At 63.9% G+C, this 26,479-nt stretch carries 23 protein-coding genes; 11 read left to right on the top strand and 12 right to left on the bottom strand.

Annotated features, from left to right (window positions below):
* Window positions 1-9: 9 nt before the first annotated feature.
* From CBW50_RS07460 to argS, 7 genes are read right to left on the bottom strand one after another with little or no spacing between them, the layout of a single operon-like run.
* Complete coding sequence (locus CBW50_RS07460; RefSeq protein WP_086144945.1) at window positions 10-708, bottom strand: hypothetical protein; 699 nt, start codon at window positions 706-708, stop codon at window positions 10-12.
* Window positions 702-1,469, bottom strand: coding sequence for a type III pantothenate kinase (locus tag CBW50_RS07455; protein ID WP_086144944.1), 768 nt, complete (start codon window positions 1,467-1,469; stop codon window positions 702-704). Before CBW50_RS07455 ends, CBW50_RS07460 begins: the two co-directional genes overlap by 7 nt.
* 4 nt (window positions 1,470-1,473) lie before the next feature.
* Complete coding sequence (locus CBW50_RS07450) at window positions 1,474-2,268, bottom strand: biotin--[acetyl-CoA-carboxylase] ligase (protein ID WP_086144943.1); 795 nt, start codon at window positions 2,266-2,268, stop codon at window positions 1,474-1,476.
* Window positions 2,269-2,278: 10 nt separating this feature from the next.
* A complete protein-coding gene (locus CBW50_RS07445; protein ID WP_086144942.1) occupies window positions 2,279-3,040 on the bottom strand; it encodes an SDR family oxidoreductase in 762 nt (253 codons plus the stop codon).
* A gap of 46 nt (window positions 3,041-3,086) precedes the next feature.
* Entirely contained in the window at window positions 3,087-3,758 is a 672-nt protein-coding gene (locus CBW50_RS07440) for a thiol:disulfide interchange protein DsbA/DsbL (RefSeq protein WP_086144941.1), read from the bottom strand.
* A 9-nt stretch (window positions 3,759-3,767) separates the two neighbouring features.
* Window positions 3,768-4,490, bottom strand: coding sequence for an SPOR domain-containing protein (locus CBW50_RS07435; protein WP_086144940.1), 723 nt, complete (start codon window positions 4,488-4,490; stop codon window positions 3,768-3,770).
* A gap of 20 nt (window positions 4,491-4,510) precedes the next feature.
* The gene (gene argS, locus CBW50_RS07430) at window positions 4,511-6,220 is read right to left on the bottom strand and encodes an arginine--tRNA ligase (RefSeq protein ID WP_086144939.1); all 1,710 of its coding nucleotides are present in this window, start codon (window positions 6,218-6,220) and stop codon (window positions 4,511-4,513) included.
* Between the two features lie 366 nt (window positions 6,221-6,586).
* On the opposite strand from argS, the gene rsmB reads away from it, so the two are divergent.
* From rsmB to CBW50_RS07390, 8 genes are all read left to right on the top strand, one after another.
* Window positions 6,587-8,008: a 16S rRNA (cytosine(967)-C(5))-methyltransferase RsmB gene (gene rsmB / locus CBW50_RS07425; protein ID WP_086144938.1), complete on the top strand. Its 1,422-nt coding sequence runs from the start codon at window positions 6,587-6,589 to the stop codon at window positions 8,006-8,008.
* Window positions 8,009-8,105: 97 nt separating this feature from the next.
* Window positions 8,106-8,612, top strand: coding sequence for a DUF4390 domain-containing protein (locus CBW50_RS07420; RefSeq protein ID WP_226936265.1), 507 nt, complete (start codon window positions 8,106-8,108; stop codon window positions 8,610-8,612).
* The gene (locus CBW50_RS07415) at window positions 8,612-10,909 is read left to right on the top strand and encodes an ATP-binding protein (RefSeq protein ID WP_086144936.1); all 2,298 of its coding nucleotides are present in this window, start codon (window positions 8,612-8,614) and stop codon (window positions 10,907-10,909) included. Before CBW50_RS07420 ends, CBW50_RS07415 begins: the two co-directional genes overlap by 1 nt.
* Before the next feature lie 97 nt (window positions 10,910-11,006).
* Window positions 11,007-11,726 carry a response regulator gene (locus CBW50_RS07410; RefSeq protein ID WP_086144935.1) on the top strand — a complete coding sequence of 240 codons (720 nt, stop codon included), beginning with the start codon at window positions 11,007-11,009 and terminating at the stop codon, window positions 11,724-11,726.
* Complete coding sequence (locus tag CBW50_RS07405) at window positions 11,723-12,118, top strand: GTPase (protein ID WP_086144934.1); 396 nt, start codon at window positions 11,723-11,725, stop codon at window positions 12,116-12,118. The genes CBW50_RS07410 and CBW50_RS07405 overlap by 4 nt, the downstream gene beginning before the upstream one ends.
* A 157-nt stretch (window positions 12,119-12,275) precedes the next feature.
* Complete coding sequence (locus CBW50_RS07400; protein WP_010393222.1) at window positions 12,276-12,533, top strand: DUF3567 domain-containing protein; 258 nt, start codon at window positions 12,276-12,278, stop codon at window positions 12,531-12,533.
* 86 nt (window positions 12,534-12,619) lie between these two features.
* Window positions 12,620-13,399, top strand: a complete 780-nt coding sequence (locus CBW50_RS07395) for a class II glutamine amidotransferase (RefSeq protein WP_086144980.1) — start codon at window positions 12,620-12,622, stop codon at window positions 13,397-13,399.
* Between the two features lie 136 nt (window positions 13,400-13,535).
* Entirely contained in the window at window positions 13,536-14,816 is a 1,281-nt protein-coding gene (locus CBW50_RS07390) for an EAL domain-containing protein (RefSeq protein ID WP_086144933.1), read from the top strand.
* 215 nt (window positions 14,817-15,031) lie between these two features.
* On the opposite strand, the gene CBW50_RS07385 is transcribed toward CBW50_RS07390, so the two are convergent.
* The 3 genes from CBW50_RS07385 to CBW50_RS28715 all read right to left on the bottom strand — a co-directional run bounded on the left by CBW50_RS07385 (window position 15,032) and on the right by CBW50_RS28715 (window position 19,711).
* On the bottom strand, window positions 15,032-15,403 hold the full coding sequence (locus tag CBW50_RS07385; protein WP_086144932.1) for an SPW repeat protein: 372 nt from the start codon (window positions 15,401-15,403) through the stop codon (window positions 15,032-15,034).
* A 113-nt stretch (window positions 15,404-15,516) separates the two neighbouring features.
* Window positions 15,517-19,311 (bottom strand): methionine synthase, encoded by a 3,795-nt coding sequence (gene metH / locus CBW50_RS07380; protein ID WP_226936262.1) that lies wholly within the window; start codon window positions 19,309-19,311, stop codon window positions 15,517-15,519.
* A 145-nt stretch (window positions 19,312-19,456) separates the two neighbouring features.
* Window positions 19,457-19,711 (bottom strand): hypothetical protein, encoded by a 255-nt coding sequence (locus tag CBW50_RS28715; protein WP_139842434.1) that lies wholly within the window; start codon window positions 19,709-19,711, stop codon window positions 19,457-19,459.
* 233 nt (window positions 19,712-19,944) lie between these two features.
* Here CBW50_RS28715 and CBW50_RS07375 point away from each other — a divergent pair, with 233 nt between their 5' ends.
* Window positions 19,945-22,401 (top strand): IPT/TIG domain-containing protein, encoded by a 2,457-nt coding sequence (locus tag CBW50_RS07375; RefSeq protein ID WP_172404701.1) that lies wholly within the window; start codon window positions 19,945-19,947, stop codon window positions 22,399-22,401.
* Window positions 22,402-22,479: 78 nt separating this feature from the next.
* Here CBW50_RS07375 and fmt read toward each other — a convergent pair whose 3' ends face one another.
* Window positions 22,480-23,436 (bottom strand): methionyl-tRNA formyltransferase, encoded by a 957-nt coding sequence (gene fmt, locus CBW50_RS07370; protein ID WP_086144930.1) that lies wholly within the window; start codon window positions 23,434-23,436, stop codon window positions 22,480-22,482.
* Between the two features lie 244 nt (window positions 23,437-23,680).
* Window positions 23,681-24,223 (bottom strand): peptide deformylase, encoded by a 543-nt coding sequence (gene def, locus CBW50_RS07365; protein WP_076568288.1) that lies wholly within the window; start codon window positions 24,221-24,223, stop codon window positions 23,681-23,683.
* 306 nt (window positions 24,224-24,529) lie between these two features.
* Here def and dprA point away from each other — a divergent pair, with 306 nt between their 5' ends.
* Complete coding sequence (dprA, locus tag CBW50_RS07360) at window positions 24,530-25,642, top strand: DNA-processing protein DprA (RefSeq protein ID WP_086144929.1); 1,113 nt, start codon at window positions 24,530-24,532, stop codon at window positions 25,640-25,642.
* Between the two features lie 94 nt (window positions 25,643-25,736).
* Window positions 25,737-26,201 carry a DUF494 family protein gene (locus CBW50_RS07355; protein WP_086144928.1) on the top strand — a complete coding sequence of 155 codons (465 nt, stop codon included), beginning with the start codon at window positions 25,737-25,739 and terminating at the stop codon, window positions 26,199-26,201.
* The last annotated feature ends 278 nt before the right edge of the window (window positions 26,202-26,479 follow it).

Below are 26,479 nucleotides of genomic sequence, written 5' to 3'. Positions count from 1 at the left end.
GCCTGGGGTTTATTTGCAGTTGCGCAGTTCCTGCTCCGGGAACTGCGCCTTGATCTTTTCCAGGCGCGCGCGCGTGGCGGCGTCGAGGTCGCGGAACTGGTAGGCCAGCTGCTTGCTGGAGCTGTAGCGGGGGCCGATGCGCGCGCTGTGCACCCCCTGTTTGTTGAGCGACGCCAGCTGGCTTTGCGCACCGCTTTCCGACTTGAATACGCCCAGTGAGATGCCCCAGCGCATCGGGCTGCCGTCGCCCATGATGAAGTAATTCGTCACCCCCAGCTGCTTCAACTCGCCAGCCTTGCGCTCGGCGCCTTCCTTGCTGCCCTGCGGCGGGATATACACCATGTAGCTCGATATTTCCTGGCCGGCCACGTTGCGGCGCGACTGGCGGTCGCCCAGGTCCAGCGCGGCCACTTGCGCCTCGAAACGGCGGCCATCGGCCAGCACGAAATTGCCCACTTCCGTGCAGGCATACGATTGCGGCAGCGGCGTCGGTGCCGGCGTTTCCGCGGCCGCCGGCGCTGGCGTTGCCGGCATGGCCGGTGCGGTCGCCTGTTCCTGGGTCAGCAGCTTGATTTGTCCGGTGTGCAGCTGGTTCTTCAGGCGCGCCGGTTCGCGCGTCTCGCTGCGAAAACTGCCCAGGTAACCCTGGCCGATGGCCAGCACCAGCAGGTTCACCCCGGCCAGCAGCCAGAAGACGAATTTCAGCATGCGTGTTCTCCTTGCGTGTCGCCCGCGGCGCGCGCGGCGGCCTGCAGGCCGATCATGACGATGTTGTCGACCAGGTGCAGCGGAATCGGCAGCGCCAGGGCCGGCGCGATGCGTTGTGCGGCGCCGCCCGACAGCAGGCAGACGCTGGCGCCATGCATGCGCACGGCCCGTTCGATGGCGCCCGCCTGCGCCGCCAGGCAGCCGGAAAGGATGGCGTCGTCCGTATTGTCGGCAAAGCCGTCCGGCAGCCCGGCGTCGCTGGCGATTTGCGGCAGCTGCGCCGTGTTGCGCGCCAGCGAACTGGCCATCAGTCCCAGGCCCGGCAGGATCATCCCGCCCAGGAAGACGCCGTCGGCCGTGATGGCGTCGATGGTCGTGGCGGTGCCGCAATTGGCGACGATGACGGCCTGGCCTGGCGCCAGCGCATGCGCGCCGATGGCGGCAGCAAAGCGGTCGCATCCCAGTTGGGCAGGATCGCGATAGTGATTACTCACACCCGCCTGCTGCGGCAACGAAGCGAAGGTGGTGATGGCGGGCGCCGGCAGGGCCGGAAGCTGCGCCCGCAGGCGCGCGCCGATGGCCGCTCCGGCCACGTTCGACAGCAGGACATGGGAAATATCCAGGCCGGACCATGCCGCCTGCAAGGTGTCGAGCTGGGCGTGGGCCACTGCGCCGCTGGCCAGCCAGGCGCCTGCCGCGCCGACGGAGTCGCTCAAGGCCCATTTGATGCGCGTGTTGCCGGCGTCGATGAGGAGCAGCATGCGCCTACTCCTGCGCCAGGCGCAGCGAGACGTCGCCGGACATGATTTCCTGCAGGCCGTCGTCGGTACGCAGCAGCAGCCGGCCCAGCTGATCGACGCCGGCCGCCACGCCTTGCTGCAGCAACTGGCCATTGTCGACGATTTTCACGTGTTGGCCCTGCCACGCGTGCAGGGCGTTCCAGCGCTCCGTAAATGGCGCAAAGCCCGTGTCGTCGAATTCGGCCAGCACGCCGGCCAGGCGGCTCAGGAGCGCCGCCACCAGGGTGTTGCGCTCCATCTGCGCCAGCCAGGGCACGGCCGAGACGCTGCGGCCGATCCGCTGTTCCAGCGCATCGGGCATCAGCAGATTGATGCCGCAGCCGATGACGGCCCACACGCCGCCGTCCGCCGCCTGCTGCGTCTCGACGAGGATGCCGGCCAGCTTGTGGCCATCCTTGAGCAGGTCATTCGGCCATTTCAGTTGCACCGGCACGCCCAGCGCCGTCATGCTTTCGGCCAGCGCCACGCCGACGGCCAGCGGCAATCCCACCAGCTGGTGCAGCGGTCCCTTGAAGCGCCAGGCCAGCGAGAACATCAGACTGGCGTCCGGCTGCGACAGCCACGGCCGTCCGGCGCGTCCGCGTCCGGCCGTCTGCTGGCCGGCGACGCGCAGGGTTGGGCCGGCCAGGGTGGCGCAGCGTGCCAGCAGGTCGGCGTTGGTCGATCCGGTTTCGTCGACCACTTCGATGGCCACGTGGGCGGCGCCCGTGGCGCAATGGGCGGCGATGGCCGCGCTGTTCAGGTCTGAGTGCTTCGTCATGGTGATGGGGTCAGTTGCGCGCCTTGTGCGGCGCATGGGCGAACGCCAGGTCGTACACGGCATTGGGCAGCACGCGCAGCAGCTTGGCGACGACGCCCATCTGCCATGGAATCACGCGGTAGCTGTCGCCGTCGGCGATGGCGCGCGCGGCGCGTGCGGCGAATTTGTCGGCCGGCATGAGGAAGGGCATGCGGTAGGCATTGTGGCGCGTCATTGGCGTGTCGATGTAGCCTGGCGTGATGGTGACGACCTTGATGCCGGCAGGTTTCAATTCCAGGCGCAGCGATTCGCAGTAGCTGATGACGGCCGCTTTCGAGGCGCTGTAGGCTTCGGCGCCGGGCAGGCCGCGGATGCCGGCCACGCTGCCGATGCCCACCAGGCGTCCGCTGCCCTGGGCCTTCATGGCGGCGATGAATGGGGCGAAGGTGGCCACGGTGGCCGTGACGTTGATGGCGATGAGGCGTTCGAAGGCGTCTAGGTCTTCCGCGTGTTCCGTCAGGGTGCCGTACGACACGCCGGCGCTGGCGATGACGGCGTCGATGCGGCCGGCGCAGGCGATGAAGTCCTGCGCCGCGCTTTTCAGGGCGGCGTGGTCGCACACATCGACGGCGTAGGCGCGGTGGCGTTCAGGGTGGGGCAGGGAGGCGATCAGCTGCTGCAGCGCGTCGCCGCGGCGCGCCAGCAAGCCCAAATGGGCGCCCTGGCGCGCGTACTGCAGCGCCAGGGCGGCGCCCAGTCCGCTCGACGCCCCCGTGATGAAAACGCCGTGCATCAGGCGATGCGCGCGTGCCGGGGCTGCGCCAGGGAAGTCGACATGCTTATTTCTTTTCCGCTTTGGCTTTCGCGACCAGCACGTCCATCACGGTGAGCGCCTGGGCGTTCAGCTGTTCTTCGTTCCTGGCCGACTTGCTGCCTTGATCGGCCTGCGATGGCGAGGTGATGTAGCGGCCGTCGATGGCGATCATGGGCCAGAACGTGACGTTATAGGCCTGCATCATGGCATCGGCCTTGCGCACGCGTGCCGAGATACCCATCGAGCGGTAGGTGTCGATGAATTTCTGGCGGTCCACGCCTTGCCGGGCGGCGAAGTCGAACACGGCTTCATCGGTGGCCAGGCGGTTGCGCTCGACGTGCATGGCGTGGAAGACCGTGGTGTGCAGCTTGTCGAGCAGGCCCATGGCTTGCAGGGTGAAGAACAAACGCTGTTGCGGCGCCACGCTTTCGTCGCGCGACACGTGCACGCGCTTGAAGACGATGTTGTCGCCCTGTTTCTTGACCCAGGCGGCCAGCTGCGGTTCGAGCACATTGCAATGCGGGCAGTAATAGGCGAAGAATTCCGTCACTTCGATCTTCTTGCCCGATTCCGTCGCCTGCGGCGCGGGCAGGGTTTCGTATTCGACGCCGTTCTTCGGCTCGGACGGCGAGGCCGATGCGCCCATGGCGGCGCTGCACAGGGCGGCGGCAAACAACAGCTTCTTCAGAAAACGCATGCTGGTTCCTTATTTTTGGTTGCGGACGACGGCGACATCGATGCCGTTTTCAGACAGCTTGGTGCGCGCGCGGTTCATCGCTTCGAGCTGGTTGAACGGACCGACGCGCACGCGGTGCAGCACGCCGGCGTCGGTGCTGCGGTCGCTGATGGCCGCTTCGAAGCCGAGCAGCGCCAGTTTGCCGCGCGTGCTTTCGGCGTCCGCCATGTCATGGAAGGCGCCGGCCTGCAGATAATAAATCCATTTATCGCCGGCTGCATCGGCCTTGGCCTCGGTCTTCGTTTCGGCCTTGGCCTGCGGCGCCGGTGCGGCGGCAGGCGTTTTCGGCGCCGGCTTGTCCTTCAGGGTGCCGATCAATTCCTGCAGCGCGTCCGGTGGCGGCGCCTTCGGCTGCTGCGCCGGTACTGGTGCCGGTGCCGGTGCGGGTGCCGGTGCGGCCGGCTGCGCCGGCGTGGTGATTTCGCGCGGCTCACGGGAGAAGTCGCGCGCCGCTTCCTTGGCCGCTTCCTTGTTGCCGTACATCGGCTTGTTCGGGTCGGCGATCTGGCCGGCCGTCGGTTCGGCCGATTTGCCGGCCTTGGGCGACTTGTCGGTGAATGGCGATGAACCCTTGGTGATCACCAGGGCGACCACTACGGCGATGCCCAGGCCGATGACCAGGCCGATGATGATGCCGACCAGGGTGTTGCCCTGCTGGCGCCGGGTCGAAGTAAAGCGGGAAGCGTGATTCATTGACGGTTAGACCTTCGCGATTACATTTTGTTTGGCGCGGATACGCCGATCAGTGCCAGGCCGTTGCGCAGCACCTGGCGCGCGGCGATCACCAGCGCCAGGCGGGCCATCTTGACGGCTTCGTCTTCGACCAGCACTTTTTCAGCGAAGTAGAAGCTGTGCAGGTTGGCGGCCAGTTCGCGCAGGTAGAAGGCGACCTGGTGCGGCCCCAGTTCAGCTTGCGCGCGCGCCAGTATTTCCGGGTAGGCGGCCAGGGTCGCCAGCAGGGTCGCCTCGGTCGGCGCCGTCAGGGCGGCCAGGTCGACGCCGGCGATGCTGCTTTCGTCGCCGCCCCAGTTTTCCAGGATGCGGCAGATGCGCGCATGCGCGTACTGCACGTAATAGACCGGGTTTTCATCGGTGGTTTTCAGCGCCACGTCGACGTCGAAGACGAATTCCGTGTCGGCTTTGCGCGAGATCAGGAAGAAGCGCACGGCGTCGCGGCCCTTGGCGATGTCGCCGCCGCCCGACCATTCGATCAGGTCGCGCACGGTCACGTAGGAGCCGGCGCGCTTGGAAATCTTGACTTCTTCGCCGTCCTTCATGACGGTGACCATCTTGTGCAGCACATAGTCTGGGTAGCCTTGCGGGATGCCCATGTCTACGGCCTGCAGGCCGGCGCGCACGCGCGCGATGGTGCCGTGGTGGTCGCTGCCCTGGATATTGATGGCCTGCACGAAGCCGCGCTGCCATTTCACCAGGTGATACGCCACGTCCGGCACGAAATACGTGTAGGTGCCGTCCGTCTTGCGCATGACGCGGTCCTTGTCATCGCCGAAGTCGGTGGTGCGCAGCCACAGCGCGCCATCCTGTTCATACGTGTGGCCGGCCTTGATCAAGGTTTCCACTGCGCTGTTGACCTTGCCGTCGGCGTACAGCGACGACTCCAGGTAGTAATTGTCGAACTTCACGCCGAACGCCTGCAGGTCGATATCCTGCTCGTTGCGCAGGTAGGTGACGGCGAACGGGCGGATCGAATCGATGTCGTCGACGTTGCCATTGGCCGTGGCGGGCAAGCCATCGCTGGCCGACACCGTCTTGCCGGCCTTGAAGTCGTCGGCGATGTCGGCGATGTAGTCGCCGTTGTAGGCCGACTCCGGCCATTCGGCGTCGCCCGGCTTGAAGCCGCGCGCGCGCGCCTGCACGGAACTGGCCAGGGTCTGGATCTGCACGCCCGCGTCGTTATAGTAAAACTCGCGCGTCACTTGATAGCCTTGCGCGTCGAACAGCGACGACAGGGCGTCGCCCAGGGCCGCCTGGCGGCCGTGGCCCACGTGCAGCGGACCGGTCGGGTTGGCCGAGACGAACTCCAGGATGACCTGCTTGCCGGCGCCGGCCGTGCTGCGGCCATAGCTGGCGCCTTCGGCCAGGATGGTCTTCACCACGGCTTGCTTGGCGGCAGCGGACACGCGCACGTTGATGAAGCCGGGACCGGCGATTTCCACCGCTTCGACCAGGCCCTTGCCGGCCGGATTGGCCAGCACGGCGGTGACGATGGTTTGCGCCAGTTCGCGCGGATTCTGTTTCAGCTGCTTGGCCAGTTGCATGGCGATATTGCAGGCGACGTCGCCATGCGATGCATCGCGTGGTCGCTCGAGCACCACGATAGGGGTCAGCGAGGTGCCGGCCAGGACGGGAGCGAGGGCGGCCTGGAACAGGGCGATGATTTCTTGTTTCTGTTGGGCGAGCATGAGCAGGATGGCGGCGAAACCGCGTTAAGAATGAATAGAATGAATCAAAAAGCAAAACGGACGGCAAGTACCCAAGCCGCCCAGACTGCGTTAATTATACTGGTTTGCTGCCGGGAACAATACGCTTGCCGGCGGGCGCGCCGTCGCGCCGCTTTTCACGATATTATCAGGAAGGCATGTCCATGTTGGTGCATGAAAACATCAGCATGGCGCATTCTGCTTGTATATATGCGGTTTTTTGCCGCAATTTACATTTATCACTGCAATCGCTTGGGCCAGAGGGCGCTACAAACGCTACAATCGACCCTTTATTGATGACGCGCGGCCGCGAGTGCCACCAGCTGCGCGCAGCTACACCGGATAACTATGAACAAGCGCCCCACGCTGAAATTGAAAACCAAGCCGGCGCCAGGCCAGGCGCCTGCCGCACCGAAATTGCGTCCCAGCTACCATCCCGACCTGAAACCGGTCTTGCAGCCGGGCTTCCAACCCGATTTGCGGGCCGACTCGCTGGCGTTTTGCCTGCTGGGCGCTGCCAATGCCGTGGCGCAAGTGCGCACGGGCACGGCCCTGCCGCAGGCGCTGGCCAAGGTATTTGCGCAATCGAACGCCAGCCCGCAGGCGCGCGGCGCCATCCAGGATATTTCCTACCGCACCATGCGCCAGCTGGGCCGCAGCGAAACCCTGGTCGGCCTGATGACGTCGAAGGCGCCGGAGCCGCCGATGCTGGCCGCGCTGCTGTGCTGCGCGCTGTCGTTGATGTCGGCCGAGCCGGGCGAACAGCCCTACGAAGAATTCACCGTCGTCGACCAGGCTGTCACGGTGGCGACATCGCACCCTGACCTGGCGCATGCCAAGGGCATGGTCAACGCCGTTTTGCGGCGTTTCTTGCGCGAGCGCAAATCCTTGCTGGAAGCGGCACTGCAACAGCCATTGGCGCAATGGAATTATCCGCAGTGGTGGATCGATTCGCTGCGCCTGGCCTATCCCCGCGACTGGCAAGCCATTTTGACGGCAGGCAATGCCGTGCCGCCGCTGACCCTGCGCGTGAACCGCCGCAAGAGCACGGTGGAAGCCTATCTGGCCGTGCTGGCCGGGGCGGGCATCGCCGCGCGCCAGGTGGGGCCGTTCGCCGTGCGCCTGGACAAGCCGATCGGCGTGGCCCTGATCCCCGGCTTCGAGCACGGTGTCGTCTCCGTGCAGGATGCTGGCGCGCAACTGGCCGCGCCGTTGCTGGACTTGCACGACGGCATGCGCGTGCTTGACGCCTGCGCGGCGCCGGGCGGCAAGACCTGTCATATCCTGGAGCTGGCCGACGTGCAGGTGACGGCCATCGATGCGGACGCCAAGCGCCTGCCGCGCATCGCGGAAAACCTCGAGCGCCTGGGCCTGGAGGCGACCCTGAAGGCGCAGGATGCGCAATCGGGCGCGTGGTGGGACGGCCAGCAGTACGACCGCATCCTGGCCGACGTGCCGTGCACGGCGTCGGGCATCGTGCGCCGCCATCCCGATATCCGCTGGTTGCGCCGCAAGGGCGACGCGTTCCAACTTGCAACACTTTCCTCCAAAATTCTGGACAACCTGTGGCAGATGCTGCGCCCCGATGGTAAATTGCTGTTCGTGACTTGTTCATTGTGGCCGCAGGAGTCCGAGGCACAGGCGGCTGCATTTGCGGTGCGCAATAATGCGACCCGTTTGACGGCGCCCGGTCAGCTGTTGCCAACTGGCAGCGCGGAGCAGGACCATGACGGTTTGTTCTATGCGCTGTTCCAAAAAAATGCGGCTTGAGCGATTCGTTCATACTTTTCCTACGGACACTATCGGCACACTTGTGACAACACGACTCTTCCGACTCCTGGCCCTGCTGCTGATGCTGGCATGTACCATGCCACGCGCGCATGCCGCCGATATGGTCGAGATCACGCGTGCCTACATCGAGGCTAGCGAAGAGGGCTACAAGCTGGCCGCCGCCTATTCGTTCGAGCTCAATCACGACCTCGATGACGCCGTGCAGCACGGCGTCCCCCTGTTTTTCACGACGGAAATTGAACTGACCCGGCCCCGCTGGTACTGGTTCGATGAAAAAGCCATCGTCGCGCGCCAGACCAGCCGCCTGTCGTACAACGTGCTGACGCGCCAGTACCATGTGTCGGGCGGCGGCCTGCAGCAAAGCTTTGCCAGCCTCGACGACGCCCTGCTGCTGATCCGCCGTCCCAGCCGCTGGCTGGTGGCGCGGCGCGGCGAGCTGAAAGTGGGGCAGACGTATAACGTGACCTTGCGTATGGGCATGGACCGCGACTATCTGCCCAAGCCGATACAGGTCAATGCCTTCAATAACAGCGACTGGCGCCTGGCTTCGAATAAAAAAACCTTCTTGTATACGGCGGAGTAGTGAGTCAAGCATTGCGCTATTTGCTGGTGGTGGGCGGCGGCATTGTCAGTATCCTGCTCTTCCTGCTGGCGTCGGCTTCCGACAATTCCGGCTTCTTCGACCGTTATTATTCCTGGCTGCTGGGGCTCAACGCGGCCGTGGCCGTGTCGCTGCTGGCGCTGGTCGGCATTTCGCTGGGCCGCCTGTACGCGCGCTACAAGAGCGGCAAGTTCGGTTCCAAGCTGATGACGCGCCTGGTGATGCTGTTCGCCGCCGTCGGCATCCTGCCCGGCCTGGTGATTTTTCTTGTCTCCGTGCAATTCGTTTCCCATTCCATCGAATCGTGGTTCAACGTCAAGATCGAGGCGGCGCTGGAATCGGGCCTGGAACTGGGCCGCGCGGGTCTCGATGCGGCCCTGGTCGAACTCGACCGCCGCGGCCACAAGGCCGTCGACGAGCTGCGCGCCGATCCCGTGGCCGGCCCGGCAGTGCTGACCAGCCTGCTGCGCGAAGAGGGCATGCAAAATGTCATGATCGTCAGCGGCGACGGCGTCCTGCTGGCCAGCGCCGGCCCGCACAGCGCGGCCGACCTGCCTACGCCGGCCATGCTGGCGCAGGCGGCCTTGCCGGCCGGCTACGCTTCGGCCGAGGGCGGACTGGAACTGCATGACGATGGCACGGAATCGGGCGGCGGCGGCATCCGCGCCGGGCCGCCGGCGGCGCTCGATGCGGCCGCCAGCCTGCGCCTGCGCGTGCTGGTGTCCGTGCCGGGGCCGTCCGTGTCGCCCCGCTACCTGCAATTGCTGCAATCGGTGCCACCCAAGCTGGCCACCAACGGCGAGATGCTGCGCGCCGCCTACAGCGAATACAAGGAACGTTTCGTCGCGCGCGTGGGCTTGCGCAAGATGTACATGGAAATCCTCACCTTGACCTTGCTGCTGGCCATCTTTGGCGCCATCGGCAGCGCCTTCCTGATCGCGGGCAACCTGGCCCAGCCCCTGCTGCTGCTGGCCGAGGGCACGCGCGCCGTGGCCGAGGGCGATTTGTCGCCGCGCCCCATCGTCGCTAGCAAGGATGAATTGGGCACCCTGACGCAATCGTTCAACATCATGACGCGCCAGCTGCTCGATGCGCGCACGGCCGTGGAAAGCAACCGCGCCGCGCTGCAGAATGCCAAGGCCCACCTCGAATCGGTGCTGGCGAACATGTCGGCCGGCGTGATGGTGCTCGATGGCGATTTCAAACTGGTGACCTGCAATGAATCGGTGGAACGCATCCTCCAGCATTCGGGCGCCAGCATGGTGGGCCAGCCGCTGGCAAATATTGCCGGGATGGAAGAGTTTGGTTCCGCCATCATCAGCGCCTTCACGGCGCAGAGTGCGCAGTCGGCGTCGGGCCGCAACCTGCAGCGCCTGCACTGGCAACGCCAGATCGAGATCCCGCGCCGCCTGGGCAGCAGTGCCGACGAACACGACATCACCCTGCTGGCGCGCGGCTCGCGCCTGCCGTTGGAATCCGGCAACGGCTACATCGTGGTGTTTGATGATATTTCCGACGTCATTTCCGCGCAGCGCTCGATCGCCTGGGGCGAAGTGGCGCGCCGCCTCGCGCATGAGATCAAGAACCCGCTGACGCCGATCCAGCTGTCGGCCGAGCGCCTGCAGATGAAGCTCGAAGGCAAGCTGGAGCCGCGTGACGCCGAACTGCTCAGCCGCGCCACCACCACCATCGTCAAGCAGGTGGACGCCATGAAGCGCATGGTCGACGACTTCCGCGACTATGCGCGCACGCCGCCGGCCGTGCTGACCCCGCTGCGCTTGAACGAGCTGATCGAAGAGATCCTGAACCTGTATTTGCGCGGCGACGACGGCGACATCATCCACCCGCAGCTGGCGCCGAATTTGCCGATGGTGATGGGCGACCCCACGCAATTGCGCCAGGTCATACATAACCTGTTGCAGAACGCGCAGGACGCCATGGCGGACCTGCCGCCGGAATCACCGCATCCGCGGATTGACGTGAGGACGGAAGCAATTCATTATCGCAGTGCGGACGGCGGCGTGAATATCGCCGTGCGGCTGGCCATCACCGACAATGGCCCCGGTTTTGCGCCGAAGATCCTGGCGCGGGCCTTCGAGCCCTACGTCACGTCGAAGGCGCGCGGCACGGGGCTGGGCCTGGCGATGGTGAAGAAAATTATCGATGAACATGGTGGACGCATCGATATCGAGAACCGGGTCGACGGCAATGGCGCTTCGGTGGTCATTTTGCTGTTAAAGTTAGCTCCCGACGCTCCGGCCCAGGAATTCCTGGCTTGAGAGTCTGGTTTAGTATTTAAAACACTAATAAAATCATAGTTGTCCGCGCGTGCCTCTTGTACGCGACGGCCGGCGAAATGAGGAAGGCAAGACACGAATGGCAAACATACTCGTAGTGGATGATGAAATGGGTATCCGTGAGTTGCTCTCGGAAATTCTGGGCGACGAAGGGCATGCTATCCAGCTGGCCGAAAATGCGCAGCAGGCGCGTGAAGCGCGTGCCGCCGGTGCGCCGGATCTGGTATTGCTCGATATCTGGATGCCGGACACCGATGGCGTGACCCTGCTCAAGGAGTGGCAGCGCGATGGCTTGCTGACCATGCCGGTGATCATGATGTCGGGTCATGCCACCATCGATACGGCCGTCGAGGCGACGCGTATCGGTGCGTTGAATTTCCTGGAAAAGCCGATTGCCCTGCAGAAACTGCTGAAAGCGGTCCAGCAAGGCTTGACGCGGGCGCAGGAAACCGTGCGCTCGCCGAGCGTGGCGCCGCGTCCCGCGGCGGCCGTCGTGGCCGAGGAAAGCAGCCATCCCGTGCCCAGCTTTGGCGGCAGCGCGCCGCAACAGCTGATGGTGCGCCCGGGCATCGCCGTGCCGGCGGTGGCCGAAGGCCATGGCTACAACCTGTCGTTCGACCTGCCGCTGCGCGAGGCGCGCGATGCCTTCGAGCGCATGTACTTCGAACACCACCTGGGCCGCGAAGGCGGCAGCATGACGCGCGTGGCGGAAAAAACGGGGCTGGAACGCACCCATTTGTACCGCAAGCTGAAACAGCTGGGCGTCGAACCGGGCAAGCTGGCCAAGAAAAGCCTGTGACGGCAGCCGCGCGGCACGCTACGCCGCTGACCCTGGTCAGCGGCGGGCGTGCCGGTGAGCGCGAGGCTAGCATTGCGCAAGTCTTGCTGCCGCACCAGCCGTCGGCCGTGATCCTGGAAGGGTTGGCTGACGGCAACTCCATCCTGGCCGACCTGGCCGAGCACACCTCTCCATCGTTTCCATTGCAACTGTTGCGCATCGCGCCCGGTTGCCTGTGCTGCAGCGGCAATCTCGTATTGCGTGTAACATTAAATCGTCTGCTGCGCCATCCACCCGCGCGCCTGTTCATCAGCCTGGCCGACGCCTCGCACATCGAACAGCTGCGCACCTGGCTCACCGCCAGTCCCTACGATGCCCTGCTGGCGCTGCAAGCGGACATACTGGTTTCCTGATCGACGCTTTCCTGATCGAATTACCGCAGTCGCAGTTTGCATCTCGTTACAACTCTGTAGCCCCGCAGGGTGGCCCGGCCGCTTGAAATGGCGGGTGGGAACCCCACCTCTGTCCTGAAACCGCAGGAGCGTCTCCTGCCTGAGCGAAGGATGCAAAATGAACCTGATCTATAACAGCGAACAATATAGCGTCGTGGAATTCGGCGCCGACGTCGACCTGGAAGCCCTGCGCTTTGGCGGCTATGAAATCGTCGACAAGGGCGGCAAGCGCGAGACTTTCATTGCCGGCGTCCTGGCCCAGCATTTTCGCCGCGACGTCACGGAACTGATCGCCAGCGAACCGAGCATGGAAGAAATCGATGAATTTTTGGGCAGCTATGATTCCCTCATGAGTCAACCGGTCCTGTTGCACTGATGCTGGCTCTCTGATGGCCATCGGCACCATACCCAACCGCCGCGCGGCATGGTATGGTGGCCGTGTTATTGAGCTGCAAACAGACCATGTGCCAACTTCTCGGAATGAATTGCAATGTCCCCACGGACATTGTCTTTAGTTTTACCGGCTTCGCCATGCGCGGCGGCCAGACCGATACCCACCATGACGGCTGGGGCATCGCCTTTTTCGAGGGCGCCGGCGTGCGCCATTTCGTCGACCACCAGGCGGCCATCGCCTCGCCCGTGGCCGAACTGATCAAACGCTATCCGATCAAGTCGCGCAATGTCATCGCGCATATCCGCAAGGCCACGCAAGGCCAGGTGGCACTGGAAAACTGCCACCCGTTCGTGCGCGAGCTGTGGGGCCGCTACTGGGTATTCGCCCACAATGGCGACCTGAAAGCGTTCCACCCCGTGTTGACGGGCAGTTACCGCCCCGTCGGCTGCACCGACAGCGAGCTGGCCTTTTGCTACCTGCTGCAGGAGCTGCACGCGCGCTTTGGCGACGCCCCGCCGGCCTTGCCGGCGCTGCATGCGGCGCTGGCCGAGCTGCTGCCGGGAATTGCCGCCCACGGCACCTTCAACATGATGCTGTCCAGCGGCGAAGCCCTGTTTGCCCATTGCTCCACCAGCTTGCACTATCTGGTGCGACAACATCCATTTCCAACTGCTACACTCTCCGATGACGACTTGAGCGTGGACTTTTCCCAGGTGACCACGCCGCTGGACCGGGTGGCCGTGATTGTCACGCAGCCGCTGACGACCAACGAGCAATGGACGGCGTTTGCGCCAGGCGAATTGAAATTATTTGTCGACGGGATGGTGCAAGTGGCCCCCGCCGCCTGATTTTTGACGACAATCGCCTTGATTGCTGCCAAAATACCCACAGCGCGGGCGGAATTCAGCTAAAGTATTGTCAATAGTGAACCTTGATGCGGGCGCTGCGCGGCCGGTGTCACTCGACGTGATTGATGAAGAGTTAATGATCGATATTTCCAGCAACGACATCACCCCGAAACCCTTGCGCGTGCGCGAGTTCTATCTGGGGCGACAACCTATCCTTGACCGCAATCAAGCCTTGTTTGGCTATGAGTTGCTATTTCGCAACGCCCCGGTCGGGCCCGCCAACATTACCAGCGACCTGTCCGCCACGGCTTCCGTCATCGCCCACGCTTCCCAGCTGGGCATGGAAAAAGTCATCGGTGACGCGCTCGGTTTCGTCAACGTCGATGCCGACGTGATCATGAGCGATATCTTCGTTTTCCTGCCGCGCGAGAAAGTCGTGCTGGAAATCGTCGAATCGATGCAGGTCACGCCTGCCTTGCGCGCGCGCATCAGCGAACTGGTGGGCCATGGCTTCACCTTCGCGCTGGAAAACGTGGTGTCCGATACGTCGCAGGTGCAGGAATTGTTGCCGTTGGTGCAATACGTCAAAATGGACATGAGCACCGTCGACCCGAAGGTGCTGGCAGCGCTGGCGCCCCGTTTCAAGCAGGAAAACAAGAAACTGGTGGCGGAAAAGGTCGAGACGCGCGAAGAATTCAAGTCGGGCCTGGACCTGGGCTTCGATTACTTCCAGGGTTATTACTTTGCCAAGCCCGCCATCATGACGGGCAAGAAGCTGTCGCCGTCGCAACTGGCCGTCATGGAACTGATGACTTTGGTCACCTCGGACGCCGACAACATGGATATCGAGCGCGCCATCAAGCGCGACGTCTCGCTGGCCCTGAACCTGTTGCGTTTGGTCAATACACCAGCCGTGGGCGCCCGCCAGCGCATCGATTCGCTGAGCCAGGCCGTCACCGTGCTGGGCCGCCGCCAGCTGCAGCGCTGGCTGCAAATCATGCTGTACGCGGAACCAAGCAAGCGCGGCCATAGCATGACGCCGCTGCTGATGCTGGCGACCACGCGCGGCCGCCTGCTGGAATTGCTGGCCCATAAACTGCGCCCGAACCACGCCCACTCGGCCGATATCGCCTTTACGGTCGGCATCATGTCCCTGATGGACACCCTGTTCGGCGTGCCGATGGCGGAAATCCTGAAACAAATCGAAGTGATCGACGAAGTGTCCGAAGCGCTGCTGTCGCGCGAGGGTTTTTACGGCGACCTGCTGCGCCTGGCCGAATGCATCGAGCGCATCGAAGACATGGAAGGCGAGATCGTGCCGACCCTGCGCGACCTGGCCATGTCGCCGGACGACCTGGTGGAGCTGGAAATGGCGGCCTACGAATGGAGCGACAACGTCGTCCGCTACGCTCTGTAGTTGGCACCTGACCAAACCTACTGCGCGTCGGCATAGGCGGCTTGCGATGCTCACCGGCTCGGCTTCCCCGTACTGAGTACGGCTCCGCTTCTCGGCCACCTCTTCCTTCCGCTCGCTACGGTTTTGTCAGGCGCTGAGACGTCGCGTATCTGCGGTGCTGTTCGTATTTTGAAAAGCCCTGCACGGCTTAGCCGTGGCAGGGCTTTTTTGCGCCGCTACGCGGCGGCGCCGGGCCAGTGCTTGTGCAGCTCGGGGTCGGTGCGCAGTTCCCACAGGGCCAGCACGACGACGGCGATGCCGACGAGCAGCTCATTCCACATGACGACGCGCTGATCGGCCAGCCGCAATACCCACGGCGAAACGGCGACCCAGACGCCTACCAGCAAATTGACGACGACGGCCCAGAAATAGGTCTTGTACAGGTCGAAGGCGGCCAGCACGGCGATCACCAGGCCCGAGATAAAGGCGTTGAGCATCTGCGGCGAGCCTTCGGGATAGGAAAAGGCCCAGGGCGAAACGATCAGCCACAGGCCCAGCAACAGGATCACCTGATCCTGCCAGCGTTTCAGTTTGAAAGTGGTTGCCATAATACCTCCTTGCCGGTTAGGGAACGGGCCGGAGCGGGCATGCAGCATGCCGGCCGGCATACTGCGTTAGTGCGCTGCGGCGCGCGATAAGTTCCGCGCGCCTTGTGCTTATATTATGACAGATTCGGCGCCAGCCAGCGTTCCACGTCCTCGACCCTGGCGCCGCGGCGCCTGGCCATGTCTTCCACCTGGTCCATGCCGACCTTGCCGACGACGAAGTATTTCGACTCCGGGTGGGCGAAATAGAAGCCGGAGACGGCCGCGCCGGGGAACATGGCATACGATTCCGTCAGCTGCATGCCGATTTCCCCGGCCTGCATGACTTCGAACATCTCTTTCTTGACCGTGTGCTCGGGGCAGGCCGGGTAGCCGGGCGCCGGGCGGATGCCGACATATTTCTCGGCGATCATGTCGTCGTTGCTCAGGTGCTCATCGGGCACATAGCCCCACAAATCCTTGCGCACGCGCTCATGCAGGTATTCGGCAAACGCCTCGGCCAGGCGGTCCGCCAGCGATTTGAGCATGATGGACGAGTAATCGTCGTGCGCATCCTCGAAGCGCTTTTCGTACTTTTCGATGCCCAGGCCGGACGTCACGGCGAACATGCCGATGTAATCCTTCACGCCCGAAGCCTTCGGCGCGATGAAGTCGGCCAGGCACTGGTTCGGCCGCTGCACGCCGTCGACCACGGGCTTGACGCCTTGCTGGCGCATGCCGTAATACGTGAACGCCACCGTACTGCGCGTATCGTCGGTGTACACCTCGATATCGTCGTCATTGACGCTATTGGCCGGCAGCAGGGACACGACACCGTTGGCCGTCAGCCAGCGCCCGTCGATGAGCTTTTTCAGCAAGGCCTGGCCTTCCGCATACACCTTGGTGGCCGCGTCGCCCACCACTTCATCCGTCAAGATGGCGGGGAAGGGGCCGGCCAGGTCCCAGGTCTGGAAGAACGGGCCCCAGTCGATGTAGTTGGCCAGGCTGGCCAGGTCGACATTTTTAAACACGCGGCGGCCGATGAACTTCGGTTTCACGGGCGTGCACGGGCCGTCGAAGGGCACCACCATCCGGTTGGCGCGCGCCTGCGCCAGCGGCAGGATGGGCAGGGCCTTCTTGTTGGCGTGCTGTTCGCGGATGCGCGCGTAGTCGAGTTCGATGTCTTCCACGTACTTGTCGCGCTGTTCCGGCGTCAGCAGCGATTGCGCCACGGACACGGAACGCGAGGCGTCCGGCACGTAGATGACGGGGCCGTCGTAGTTGTGCGCGATTTTCACGGCCGTGTGGGCGCGGCTGGTCGTGGCGCCGCCGATCAGCAGGGGAATCTTGAGCATGCGGAAGTGTTCGTCGCGCTGCATTTCCTTGGCGACATACGCCATTTCTTCCAGCGACGGCGTGATCAGGCCGGAAAGGCCGATGATGTCGGCGTTTTCCACCTTGGCGCGGGCGAGGATTTCCGAGCAGGGCACCATCACGCCCATGTTCACCACTTCGAAGTTATTGCATTGCAAGACTACCGTGACGATATTCTTGCCGATGTCATGCACGTCGCCTTTCACGGTCGCCATGATGATCTTGCCTTTCGGCTTGGCCACGATGCCCGTGCGCTGCTCTTCCAGCAGCTTTTCTTCCTCGATGAACGGAATCAGGTGGGCCACGGCCTGCTTCATCACGCGCGCCGATTTCACCACTTGCGGCAGGAACATCTTGCCCTGGCCAAACAGGTCGCCGACCACGTCCATGCCGGCCATCAAGGGGCCCTCGATCACGTGGATGGGGCGCCCGCCATTGTGCAGCAGTTGCTGGCGCGCTTCTTCCGTGTCTTCCACGATGAATTGCGTGATGCCGTGCACCAGCGCGTGCGACAGGCGTTCCTGCACCGTGCCTTCGCGCCAGGCCAGGGTTTGCGCTTCGGCCTTGCCGCCCGCCTTCAGGGTGCCGGCAAATTCGATCATGCGCTCGGTCGAGTCTTCGCGGCGGTTCAGCACCACGTCTTCCACGCGCTCGCGCAATTCCGGGTCCAGGTTGTCATACACGCCCACCATGCCGGCGTTGACGATGCCCATGGTCATGCCGGCCTTGATGGCGTGGTACAGGAAGACGGTATGGATGGCTTCGCGGGCTGGATCGTTGCCGCGGAAACTGAACGACACGTTCGACACGCCGCCCGAAATTTTCGCGTATGGCAAGTTTTCCTTGATCCAGCGCGTGGCGTTGATGAAGTCGACGGCGTAGTTGTTGTGCTCTTCGATGCCGGTGGCGACGGCAAAGATGTTCGGGTCGAAAATGATGTCTTCCGGCGGGAAGTCCAGCGCATCGATCAACAAGTGATATGCGCGGGCGCAAATCTCGATCTTGCGCTCGAAGGTGTCGGCTTGCCCTTTTTCATCGAAGGCCATGACGATGACGGCGGCGCCGTAGCGGCGGCACAGTTTTGCCTGGCGCAGGAATTCCTCTTCGCCTTCCTTCATGGAAATCGAGTTGACGATGGCCTTGCCCTGCACGCATTTCAGGCCCGCTTCGATGACCGACCATTTCGACGAGTCGACCATGATGGGCACGCGCGAAATATCGGGTTCCGAGGCGATCAGGTTCAAAAAGCGCGTCATGGCGGCCAGCGAGTCGAGCATGGCCTCGTCCATGTTGATATCGATCACTTGCGCGCCGTTTTCCACTTGCTGGCGCGCCACGGACAGGGCTTCGTCGTATTGCTCGTTGAGAATCATGCGCGCAAACGCCTTCGAGCCCGTGACGTTGGTGCGCTCGCCCACGTTGACGAACAGCGATTCGTCGTTGACGACGAACGGTTCCAGGCCCGCCAGGCGCAGGTCGCGCGACGGCGCCGGCACGGTGCGCGGCGTGTTTTTCGACAGCAACGCGCCGATGGCGGCGATGTGCTCGGGCGTGGTGCCGCAGCAGCCGCCCGCCATGTTCAAAAAGCCCGCGTCGGCAAATTCGCGCAGCAGGGCGGATGTGTCGGCTGGCAACTCGTCGAAGCCCGTGTCGCTCATGGGATTGGGCAAGCCCGCGTTCGGGTAGATGCAAACAAAAGTGTCGGCGATCTTGGCCAGTTCTTCCGCATACGGGCGCATCAGGGCGGCGCCCAGCGCGCAGTTCAGGCCGATGGTCAGCGGTTTCGCGTGGCGCACGGAATTCCAGAAGGCGGGCACGGTCTGGCCCGACAGGATGCGGCCCGAGGCGTCCGTGACGGTGCCGGAAATCATCAGCGGCAGGCGCACGACGGTCGGATTTTGCTCGTAGAACAGGTCGATGGCGAACAGGGCCGCCTTGCAGTTCAAGGTATCGAAGATGGTTTCCACCAGCAGCACGTCGGCGCCGCCTTCCACCAGGCCCTGCGTCTGCTGCAGGTAGGCGGCCACCAGCTGGTCGAAACTGACGTTGCGCGCGGCCGGGTCGTTCACGTCGGGCGAGATCGACGCCGTCTTCGGCGTGGGGCCCAGGGCGCCGGCGACGAAGCGCGGCTTGTCCGGGGTGGAATACTTGTCGCAGGCGGCGCGCGCCAGCCTGGCCGCCTGCACGTTCATTTCATAGGCCAGGTGGGCCATGTGGTAATCGTCTTGCGCAATCGTCGTGGCGCCGAAGGTATTCGTTTCGATCAGGTCGGCGCCGGCCGCCAGGTAGCGCTCGTGGATTTCCTGGATGATGTGCGGCTGCGTCAGGGTCAGCAGCTCATTGTTGCCTTTGACGAACAGTTCGCGCGCGCCGCTGTCGGCCGGCGCGGCGAAGTCGATGAAGCGGCCGGCGGGGCCGCCACGGTACGCTACTTCGTCGAGCTTGTATTGCTGGATGATCGTGCCCATGGCGCCGTCGAGGATCATGATCCGCTGCGCGAGGATGGCGCGCAAGGTGGCTTCGGTCGGGGACATGGCGGGGATCACGGTATCGTTCATTTCATGCTTTCAATAGGCAAACGGGCGGCGGCGCGGCGACGGGGCGGTTGCAGGCCAGCGGGGTCAGCTGGCGGGGAGAGCCGGCCCGGTAGGGCAGGCAGAAGGTGGCAATCGCCTGAATCACCGGGTCTAAAATTATACGGCATCAGGCTGCTTTGGTTTTGGGCAAAAGCGGTGCCAGGCCCGTCCGTGGTGACCCGCGCAACACTTTGGCCCGCTCGCGGCCATGCGGTGAAATGACATGCCTGGAAATCTTGCCGAAAAAGTTGATTTCTCCGGAAAATTGCATCAATGACATTTGTTTTGTGCTGTGGGGAAATATCCACATGTGCCGGGCGACGATGTTGGCATGGATGGCGGGGCTGTCGCCGTGGCGGGAAACAACCTTGATGTCAAGCAATGCAGAGCGCGGCGAGTCATGCTTGAAATCAAATTCGTGCGAGTTGCCTTGTCATTGCCATCAAAATTCATTAGATCAAAAGCATTAATAGTTGTTACTTAGAATTAAACTCACCGATAATATTGGTTCCTAGAAATTATATTCTCACCAAAAGTCACCAATATGTCCCAGATCCCCCGTCGCGCTCCCGGCTGCGCGCTGTTCGACCATGGTTGCAAGCCATGAAAAATCATTTGCTTGTAGCGTTGTTTCTCGTGCTGGGCCTGTCCGCCTGCGGCGGTGGCGGTGGTGATGCCGCGGGKGGGGCGTCGTCGGGCACGGCCGTCCTCGCGCCTGCCGTGACGGCCGTGTCGGCGACGAATGTTGCCGTCGGCGCCAGCCTGGTGCTCACGGGCACCAATTTGAGCCGCGCGACGGCGTTCCAGGTGGGCGCCGTGACCGTCGCCGCCAGCGCCGCCAGCGACACCAGCGTCACCCTGGCCATGCCGGGCGCGCCCGTTGCGGGCGTCCTGAGCCTCGTCAGCGCGGCCGGCACGGCCACCACGGCGTACAGCATCAACGTGTACCAGCCATTGACGGTTGCCAGCGTCACGCCGGCCCTGGGCGGCGCCGGTTCCAGCGTCACGGTCACGGGCAAGGGCATGGGCACCGTCACGGCGGTGCAGTTCGGCAGCGGCGCGTCGGCCGTTCCGCAGAGCCAGGGCGCGGCCAGCGTCACCGTGGTGGTGCCCGTGGGCGCGGCGACAGGACCGCTGACCCTGCGTGGCCCGTACAACGACGTCATCAGCAGCGACAGTTATACCGTCCTGCCCAGCGTGACGGTGACCTCGATCAGCTCGCTGGTCAATGGCGCGACCTTGTCCGTGACCGTGCAGGGCAGCAATCTCGACCAGGTCAGTGCCGCCTCGGTGGGCAGCACGCCGGCCAGCATCGTCAGCGTCAGCAGCAGCCAGCTGATCTTGTCCGCGCCGGTAGAGGCGACAGGCAATGTGATGCTGTCGGCAGCCTCGCGCATTGCCGTCAATGCGGGCACGGTGGCGGCCTTTACCCTGGGCAGCATTGATTTTGCGCAAGTTCTCAACTTGAACGCCAGCAACACGGCCCTGCGCCTGACGCGCGGCAAGCCGGCCGCCGTGCGCGTGCCCGTGCTGGCCCCGCAAGCGGGGCAGGCCAGCCCGGTCGTGACCTTGAACGCCACGGCCGCCAATGGCAGCGCTCTGGGCAGCATCACCATGAGCGGGCCGTCGGTCTTGCCGACGGCCACGAGCGAATACAGTTTCAGCGGCAATTTCAGCGCCATCCTGCCGGCGAGCTGGATCTTGCCTGGCGTGCGCGTGCGCGTGACGGCCGTCGGCAGCGACGGCGTGCAGGTAAGCCAGGAGGCGGCGCCCGTGGTGGCCAGCCTGGCCAGGATCCGCCTGGTGCTGGTGCCCTTGAGCACCGACGATGGCCTGGCGCAAGTGCCTGACGTCGAGGCGATCCGTGCCGCGCTGCTGCGCGTGTATCCGTATGCGGCGGAAAATATCAGCATCACGACGCGCGCCGCACTGAGCATGCCGGGCAGCAGCACGGCCGACAGCTGGTGGAGCGATGCCCTGGGCAAGCTGGAAAACAGGCGCGCGCTGGAAGACAGCGGGGCCTATTATTACGGCCTGGTGCCGAAGATGTCCGTCACCAATGCAGCCGGCCTGGCCTACATCAACCAGCGCACCGGCAGCGACGACTTCACGTCGGCCATCGGCCTGGACGCCAAGTTCAACACCAGCGCGGCGATCGATCCGTTCGGCAATAGCTGGCCTCAATGGCTGACCACGCTTGTACATGAACTGGGCCACAATCACTCGCTGCAGCACATCGCCTGCGGCGGACCGGCCAATGCGGTGACCGATTATCCGTATGCGGACGGCAACCTGGGACCGCAACCCCTGTACAACAGCAACTATGCGGGCAGCATCGGCCAGTTGAGCAAGGCCGTCTACGGCGCTACGCCGATGAAGGATGTGATGAGCTATTGCAGCGGCGCCTGGTTCTCCGACTACAGCTATACGCGGGTGCAGCAATTCCTGGAAAAACGCAGCACGCAAGTGACGGGCAGCAATGTCCTGGCTGCCAGCATGGCCGTTGCCGAGAATGGCTATCTGACCATTTCCGGCCGCATCACGCCGGCCGGCGTGGCCCTGCATCCGGCCGTCGCCTCGTCCGCGCGCATGGGCGCTCCGGCCAGCGGCAGCAGCCATGCCTATACGCTGCGCGTGTTGACGGCGTCCGGACAGACTATCGACTTACCTTTCGATGCCGCCGCCCTGGCCGATCACGGCGGCAGCGCCATCAGCCATTTCCGCGTCAGTTTCGCCAATCCCGGCGATATCAGCGACGTGCAAGTATTGTCAAAAGGCAAGCCTTTGGCCCAGACGGCACGCCCGGCGCGCCGCAGCAAGGCGGCCGCCAACGACGCCAGTTTTGACGCCACGCAAAGCGATGGCAAGCTGGCGCTGGTCTGGGATGCGCAGGCGGAGCCGTATGCGGCCGTGCTGCACGTGGCCGCCGATGGCCGCAAGACGCTGGTCGCCAGCGGCTTGACCGGTGGCAACGCCAGCGTCGACGTGAGCGTCTTGCCGGCCGGCGGCCGCTTCGAGGTCAGCCTGTCGTCGTCCGTGGGCGGACGCCTGATGAAGGTCATGCGCCGCTAAGCGCCGTGGCCGGACGTAAAAAGGGCTTGCCGCGGCAAGCCCTTTTTTTATGGCCGCCGATGCGCCAGCGTTGCGCCCTTACACGAAATGCTTGCCTTCGAGGGCGAAACCCTTGATGAATTCAGCCGCGGGCAGGCGCTTGCCGCCCGGTTTTTGCAGCTCCGTCAGGCGCAGCGAGCCATTGCCGCAGGCCACGACGATGCCGTGCTGGGCGTCGGCCGCCAGCACCTGGCCAGGCGCTTCCTTGCTGTCCGCTTCCAGCACGTCGGCGGCCCAGATCTTGATGGTGACGCCGTCGACCTGGCCGCAGGCGCCGGGAAACGGGTTGAAGGCGCGGATTTTCAGGCCCAGTTCCAGCGCCGGCAAGCTGAAATCGAGCGCCGCTTCTTCCTTGGCGATCTTAGCCGCGTAGGTCACGCCCGCCTCCGGCTGCGGCACGGCTTCGAGCGGCTGCTGCTGCATCTTGCGCAGGGTCTCGACGATCATCTTGCCGCCCAGTCTGGCCAGTTTGTCGTGCAGGGTGGCGGTGGAGTCGCCCGCTTCGATGGGCGTGCGCTCGATGGCCAGCATGGGGCCCGTATCGAGGCCTTCTTCCATCTGCATGATGGTCACGCCCGTTTCATCGTCGCCGGCCTCGATGGCGCGGTGGATCGGCGCGGCGCCGCGCCAGCGCGGCAGCAATGAACCGTGGATATTGATGCAGGGTTTGATGTCGAGCGTGCTGCGCGGCAAGATCAAGCCGTAGGCCGCCACCACCATCACGTCGTAATCGGTGGCCAGCAGGCGTTCGTGGGCCGCTTTCGCCTCGGCGGCGCGCTGCGGGTCCTTGCTGTCCATGCGCAAGGACAGCGGCTGCAGCACCTCGATGCCGTGCTGCAATGCATATTGCTTGACGGCCGAGGCGTGCAGCTGCATGCCGCGTCCGGCAGGGCGGTCGGGCTGGGTCAGCACGAGGGGAATCTCGAAACCCGCTTCATGCAGGTCTTTCAGGGCCGTGGCGGCGAATTCAGGCGTGCCTGCGAAGATCACTTTCATATGGTTCCTTGACGTGAGGTGCGCAGGCCCGCGCCGGAGGCGCCAGGCTGGCGTGGTATTACGACTACTGTTGTTGCTTAGTCTATCAGCAGTACTGCAAAAACTCCTTTAACACCTTACAAAACCGTAGCGAGCGGAAGCGAATTGTGGCTGAGAAGCGGAACTGTGCTGGGCACGGGGCCGCCGAGGCAGTGAGCATCGCAGGCCGCAAGTCGCGACGCGCAGTAGGTTTGGTCAGGTGTTATCAGAAACGGCGATTTTGTGCGCGCAAGCTCGCTTCGCGCTCGAGACCGCGGATTTCCTTGATCATCTTGGTCTTGATGCGGTTGCGCTTGAGCGGCGACAAGTACTCGACGAATACCTTGCCCAGCAGATGATCCATCTCATGCTGGATGCAGACGGCCAGCAAGCCATCGGCTTCCAGTTCGAACTGCTTGCCGTGGCGGTCCAGGGCGCGCACCTTGATGCGGGCCGGGCGCTCGACGCCGTCGTAGACGCCAGGCACGGACAGACAGCCTTCGTCGTAGACCTGCTTTTCCTCGCTGGCCCAGGTGATTTCCGGGTTGATGAACACTTGCAGCTGGTTTTTTTCTTCGGTGATGTCGATCACCATCATCTGGATATGCTCGTCCACTTGCGACGCGGCCAGGCCGACGCCGGGGGCGTCGTACATGGTTTCTGCCATGTCGTCGATCAGGGTTTGCAGGCGCGCGTCAAATTCGGTGACGGGCTTGGCGACCGTGTGCAGGCGAGGATCGGGGTAACGCAGGATATTTAATATGGACATACGGATTCGACTGGTTAAGGTGGGCGCCGGTGCGCCTGATTATTCATGCCAGGGCCATGCGGACGATGGCAGGGCTATTTCTATTGTGAGTACGCCAAGCTTGGGCGCGTAGGGCGCAACGGCGCGGCAGATGCGTTTGCCAGTGCGCTATTCGTCTGCTGCAAAGGGAAATTTTATCACAGACGCCCATGGCCCTGTGGATGTGGGCCGTTTCGCGCCGCCATTGCACGCATCCTTGCGCGCGTCGGCATCGCGTACGCGCCATGGCGCTAGCATGGGAGGGGCACACTACTCAGCGAGGTTGTCATGCATGCAATGGTTGGGTTGGCAGACACGGTCACGGAACTGGCGGGCTGGCTGCGTCTCCAGCATGCGCCGGGCGTGGGGCCGGTGGCGGCGCGCGCCTTGCTGGCCCGCTTCGGCTTGCCGCCGCAAATCTTCGCCGCCCCATTCGAGGCCTTGCGCGAGGTGGTGCCGGCCGGCGTGGCGCGCGCCATCGCGCAGCCGCCCAGGCGGCTGGCCAACAGCCAGCTGGAACTGACCCTGCGGTGGCTGCAGCGGCCCGGCAACGCCGTGCTGACCCTGGCCGACGCCGCGTATCCGCCGCTGCTGCTGGAAATTGCCGATCCGCCGCTGTTGTTATATGTGCGGGGACGGGCGGAACTGCTGTCGCGGCCCGGCGTGGCCATCATCGGCAGCCGCAATGCCAGCGCGCAAGGCATGCAGAATGCGGCCGCCTTTGCCCACGCGCTCAGCGCGGCGGGCTTGACCATCATTTCCGGCCTGGCGCTGGGCATCGACACGCACGCGCACGAGGGCGGCTTGCGCGGCGAGGGCGCCACGGTGGCCGTGATCGGCACGGGCGCCGATCTCGTGTATCCGCGACGCAACCTTGATCTGGCGCAAAGAATTGCCAAACAAGGCTGCATCGTCAGCGAATACGCTCTGGGCTTGCCTGCCATGCCGGGGAACTTTCCGCGCCGCAATCGCCTGATCAGCGGCCTGGCGCGCGGCGTGCTGGTGGTCGAGGCGGCAGCGCAATCGGGGTCGTTGATCACGGCGCGGCTGGCCGGCGAGCAGGGACGCGACGTGTATGCCGTGCCCGGCTCCATCCACTCCACCCTGGCCAAGGGCTGCCATGCGCTGATCCGGCAGGGCGCCAAGCTGGTCGAGTCGGCCGATGACGTGCTGCAGGAATTGCAGTGGCTGGGCGTGGCCCACGGCGCACCGGCGCCAGCGGCGCGGCAGGACGGGGAAACGCCGCTGCTGGCGGCGCTGGGCCACGATCCCCTCGACGCCGACACCCTGGCCGCGCGCTGCGGCCTGGCCATGGGCGCGCTGATGGCCGAATTGCTGGCGCTGGAACTGGAAGGGCGGGTGGAACGCTTGCCGGGAGGACTGTTTCAACGCTGCAAATGACAGCTTGCCACTTATGTGGCGGCCACGCCGCACGGGGTGGCTTTGTCGGCGTGCGCCCTTGTGCCCCAGCGAACTTAACTGCTAGAGTAGAGCCATGTTCGATATCCTGGTGTACCTCTACGAGACTTACTATCGCCCCGATGCCTGCCCCGAGCCGGCAGTCCTGGCGCGCAAACTGTCGGCCGTCGGTTTCGACGACGTGGAGATTTCCGAAGCCCTCGTCTGGCTGACGGACCTGAACGCCATGGCCGGCGTCGAGCAAACCCTGACGGCCGCATCCACGGGCACGCGTTTCTATGTGCAGCAGGAAAGCGACGTGCTGGGCACGGCCGCCATCGGTTTCATCCAGTTCCTCGAAAGCGCCAAGGTGCTGTCGCCGCTGCAGCGCGAAATCGTCATCGAACGGGCGCTGGCGCTCGACGAGGCGCCCGTCTCGCTGGGCAAGCTGAAGGTCATCGTGCTGATGCTGCTGTGGAGCCAGGGCAAGGAACCGGACGCGCTGATGTTCGATGACCTGTTCGTCGACGACGAAGATCTTTCTCCCCGCCTGCTACACTGATAAAACGGTCATGGCGGCGTGGCAGCGCCTTGCCCTGACCATGTTTATCCAGCTTTGGCGCCTGAGCGCCGCCTCAGCGGCACACGCTTGAGCATTGTGTTTGCGCTTGCGCATTCTTGCTTGCAGATAACTTGCCGAATTCTTCAATAGGCGCTTATCATTGGCCGCTTGACAAGACCACAAGTCACAAGGCCTTGCGCAGACAAAAGCGTCGGCGCCTGGCAATGCACTGTATGATGCGCATGCTGAAACTATCCTAGAGCATTTTTCGAGACTAA

Origin of the sequence: Janthinobacterium sp. GW458P (assembly GCF_002127585.1) — a bacterium.
GTDB lineage: Bacteria > Pseudomonadota > Gammaproteobacteria > Burkholderiales > Burkholderiaceae_D > Janthinobacterium.
Note: the sequence above shows the minus strand (reverse complement) of the source record. Positions and strands in the feature narration are given on the sequence as shown.

Coding starts and splice junctions, on each gene's coding strand:
- CBW50_RS07460 (WP_086144945.1), bottom strand. CDS start 708: ATGCTGAAATTCGTCTTCTGGCTGCTGGCCGGGGTGAACCTGCTGGTG.
- CBW50_RS07455 (WP_086144944.1), bottom strand. CDS start 1,469: ATGCTGCTCCTCATCGACGCCGGCAACACGCGCATCAAATGGGCCTTG.
- CBW50_RS07450 (WP_086144943.1), bottom strand. CDS start 2,268: ATGACGAAGCACTCAGACCTGAACAGCGCGGCCATCGCCGCCCATTGC.
- CBW50_RS07445 (WP_086144942.1), bottom strand. CDS start 3,040: ATGCACGGCGTTTTCATCACGGGGGCGTCGAGCGGACTGGGCGCCGCC.
- CBW50_RS07440 (WP_086144941.1), bottom strand. CDS start 3,758: ATGCGTTTTCTGAAGAAGCTGTTGTTTGCCGCCGCCCTGTGCAGCGCC.
- CBW50_RS07435 (WP_086144940.1), bottom strand. CDS start 4,490: ATGAATCACGCTTCCCGCTTTACTTCGACCCGGCGCCAGCAGGGCAAC.
- argS (WP_086144939.1), bottom strand. CDS start 6,220: ATGCTCGCCCAACAGAAACAAGAAATCATCGCCCTGTTCCAGGCCGCC.
- rsmB (WP_086144938.1), top strand. CDS start 6,587: ATGAACAAGCGCCCCACGCTGAAATTGAAAACCAAGCCGGCGCCAGGC.
- CBW50_RS07420 (WP_226936265.1), top strand. CDS start 8,106: ATGCCACGCGCGCATGCCGCCGATATGGTCGAGATCACGCGTGCCTAC.
- CBW50_RS07410 (WP_086144935.1), top strand. CDS start 11,007: ATGGCAAACATACTCGTAGTGGATGATGAAATGGGTATCCGTGAGTTG.
- CBW50_RS07400 (WP_010393222.1), top strand. CDS start 12,276: ATGAACCTGATCTATAACAGCGAACAATATAGCGTCGTGGAATTCGGC.
- CBW50_RS07395 (WP_086144980.1), top strand. CDS start 12,620: ATGTGCCAACTTCTCGGAATGAATTGCAATGTCCCCACGGACATTGTC.
- CBW50_RS07390 (WP_086144933.1), top strand. CDS start 13,536: ATGATCGATATTTCCAGCAACGACATCACCCCGAAACCCTTGCGCGTG.
- CBW50_RS07385 (WP_086144932.1), bottom strand. CDS start 15,403: ATGGCAACCACTTTCAAACTGAAACGCTGGCAGGATCAGGTGATCCTG.
- metH (WP_226936262.1), bottom strand. CDS start 19,311: ATGAACGATACCGTGATCCCCGCCATGTCCCCGACCGAAGCCACCTTG.
- fmt (WP_086144930.1), bottom strand. CDS start 23,436: ATGAAAGTGATCTTCGCAGGCACGCCTGAATTCGCCGCCACGGCCCTG.
- def (WP_076568288.1), bottom strand. CDS start 24,223: ATGTCCATATTAAATATCCTGCGTTACCCCGATCCTCGCCTGCACACG.
- dprA (WP_086144929.1), top strand. CDS start 24,530: ATGCATGCAATGGTTGGGTTGGCAGACACGGTCACGGAACTGGCGGGC.
- CBW50_RS07355 (WP_086144928.1), top strand. CDS start 25,737: ATGTTCGATATCCTGGTGTACCTCTACGAGACTTACTATCGCCCCGAT.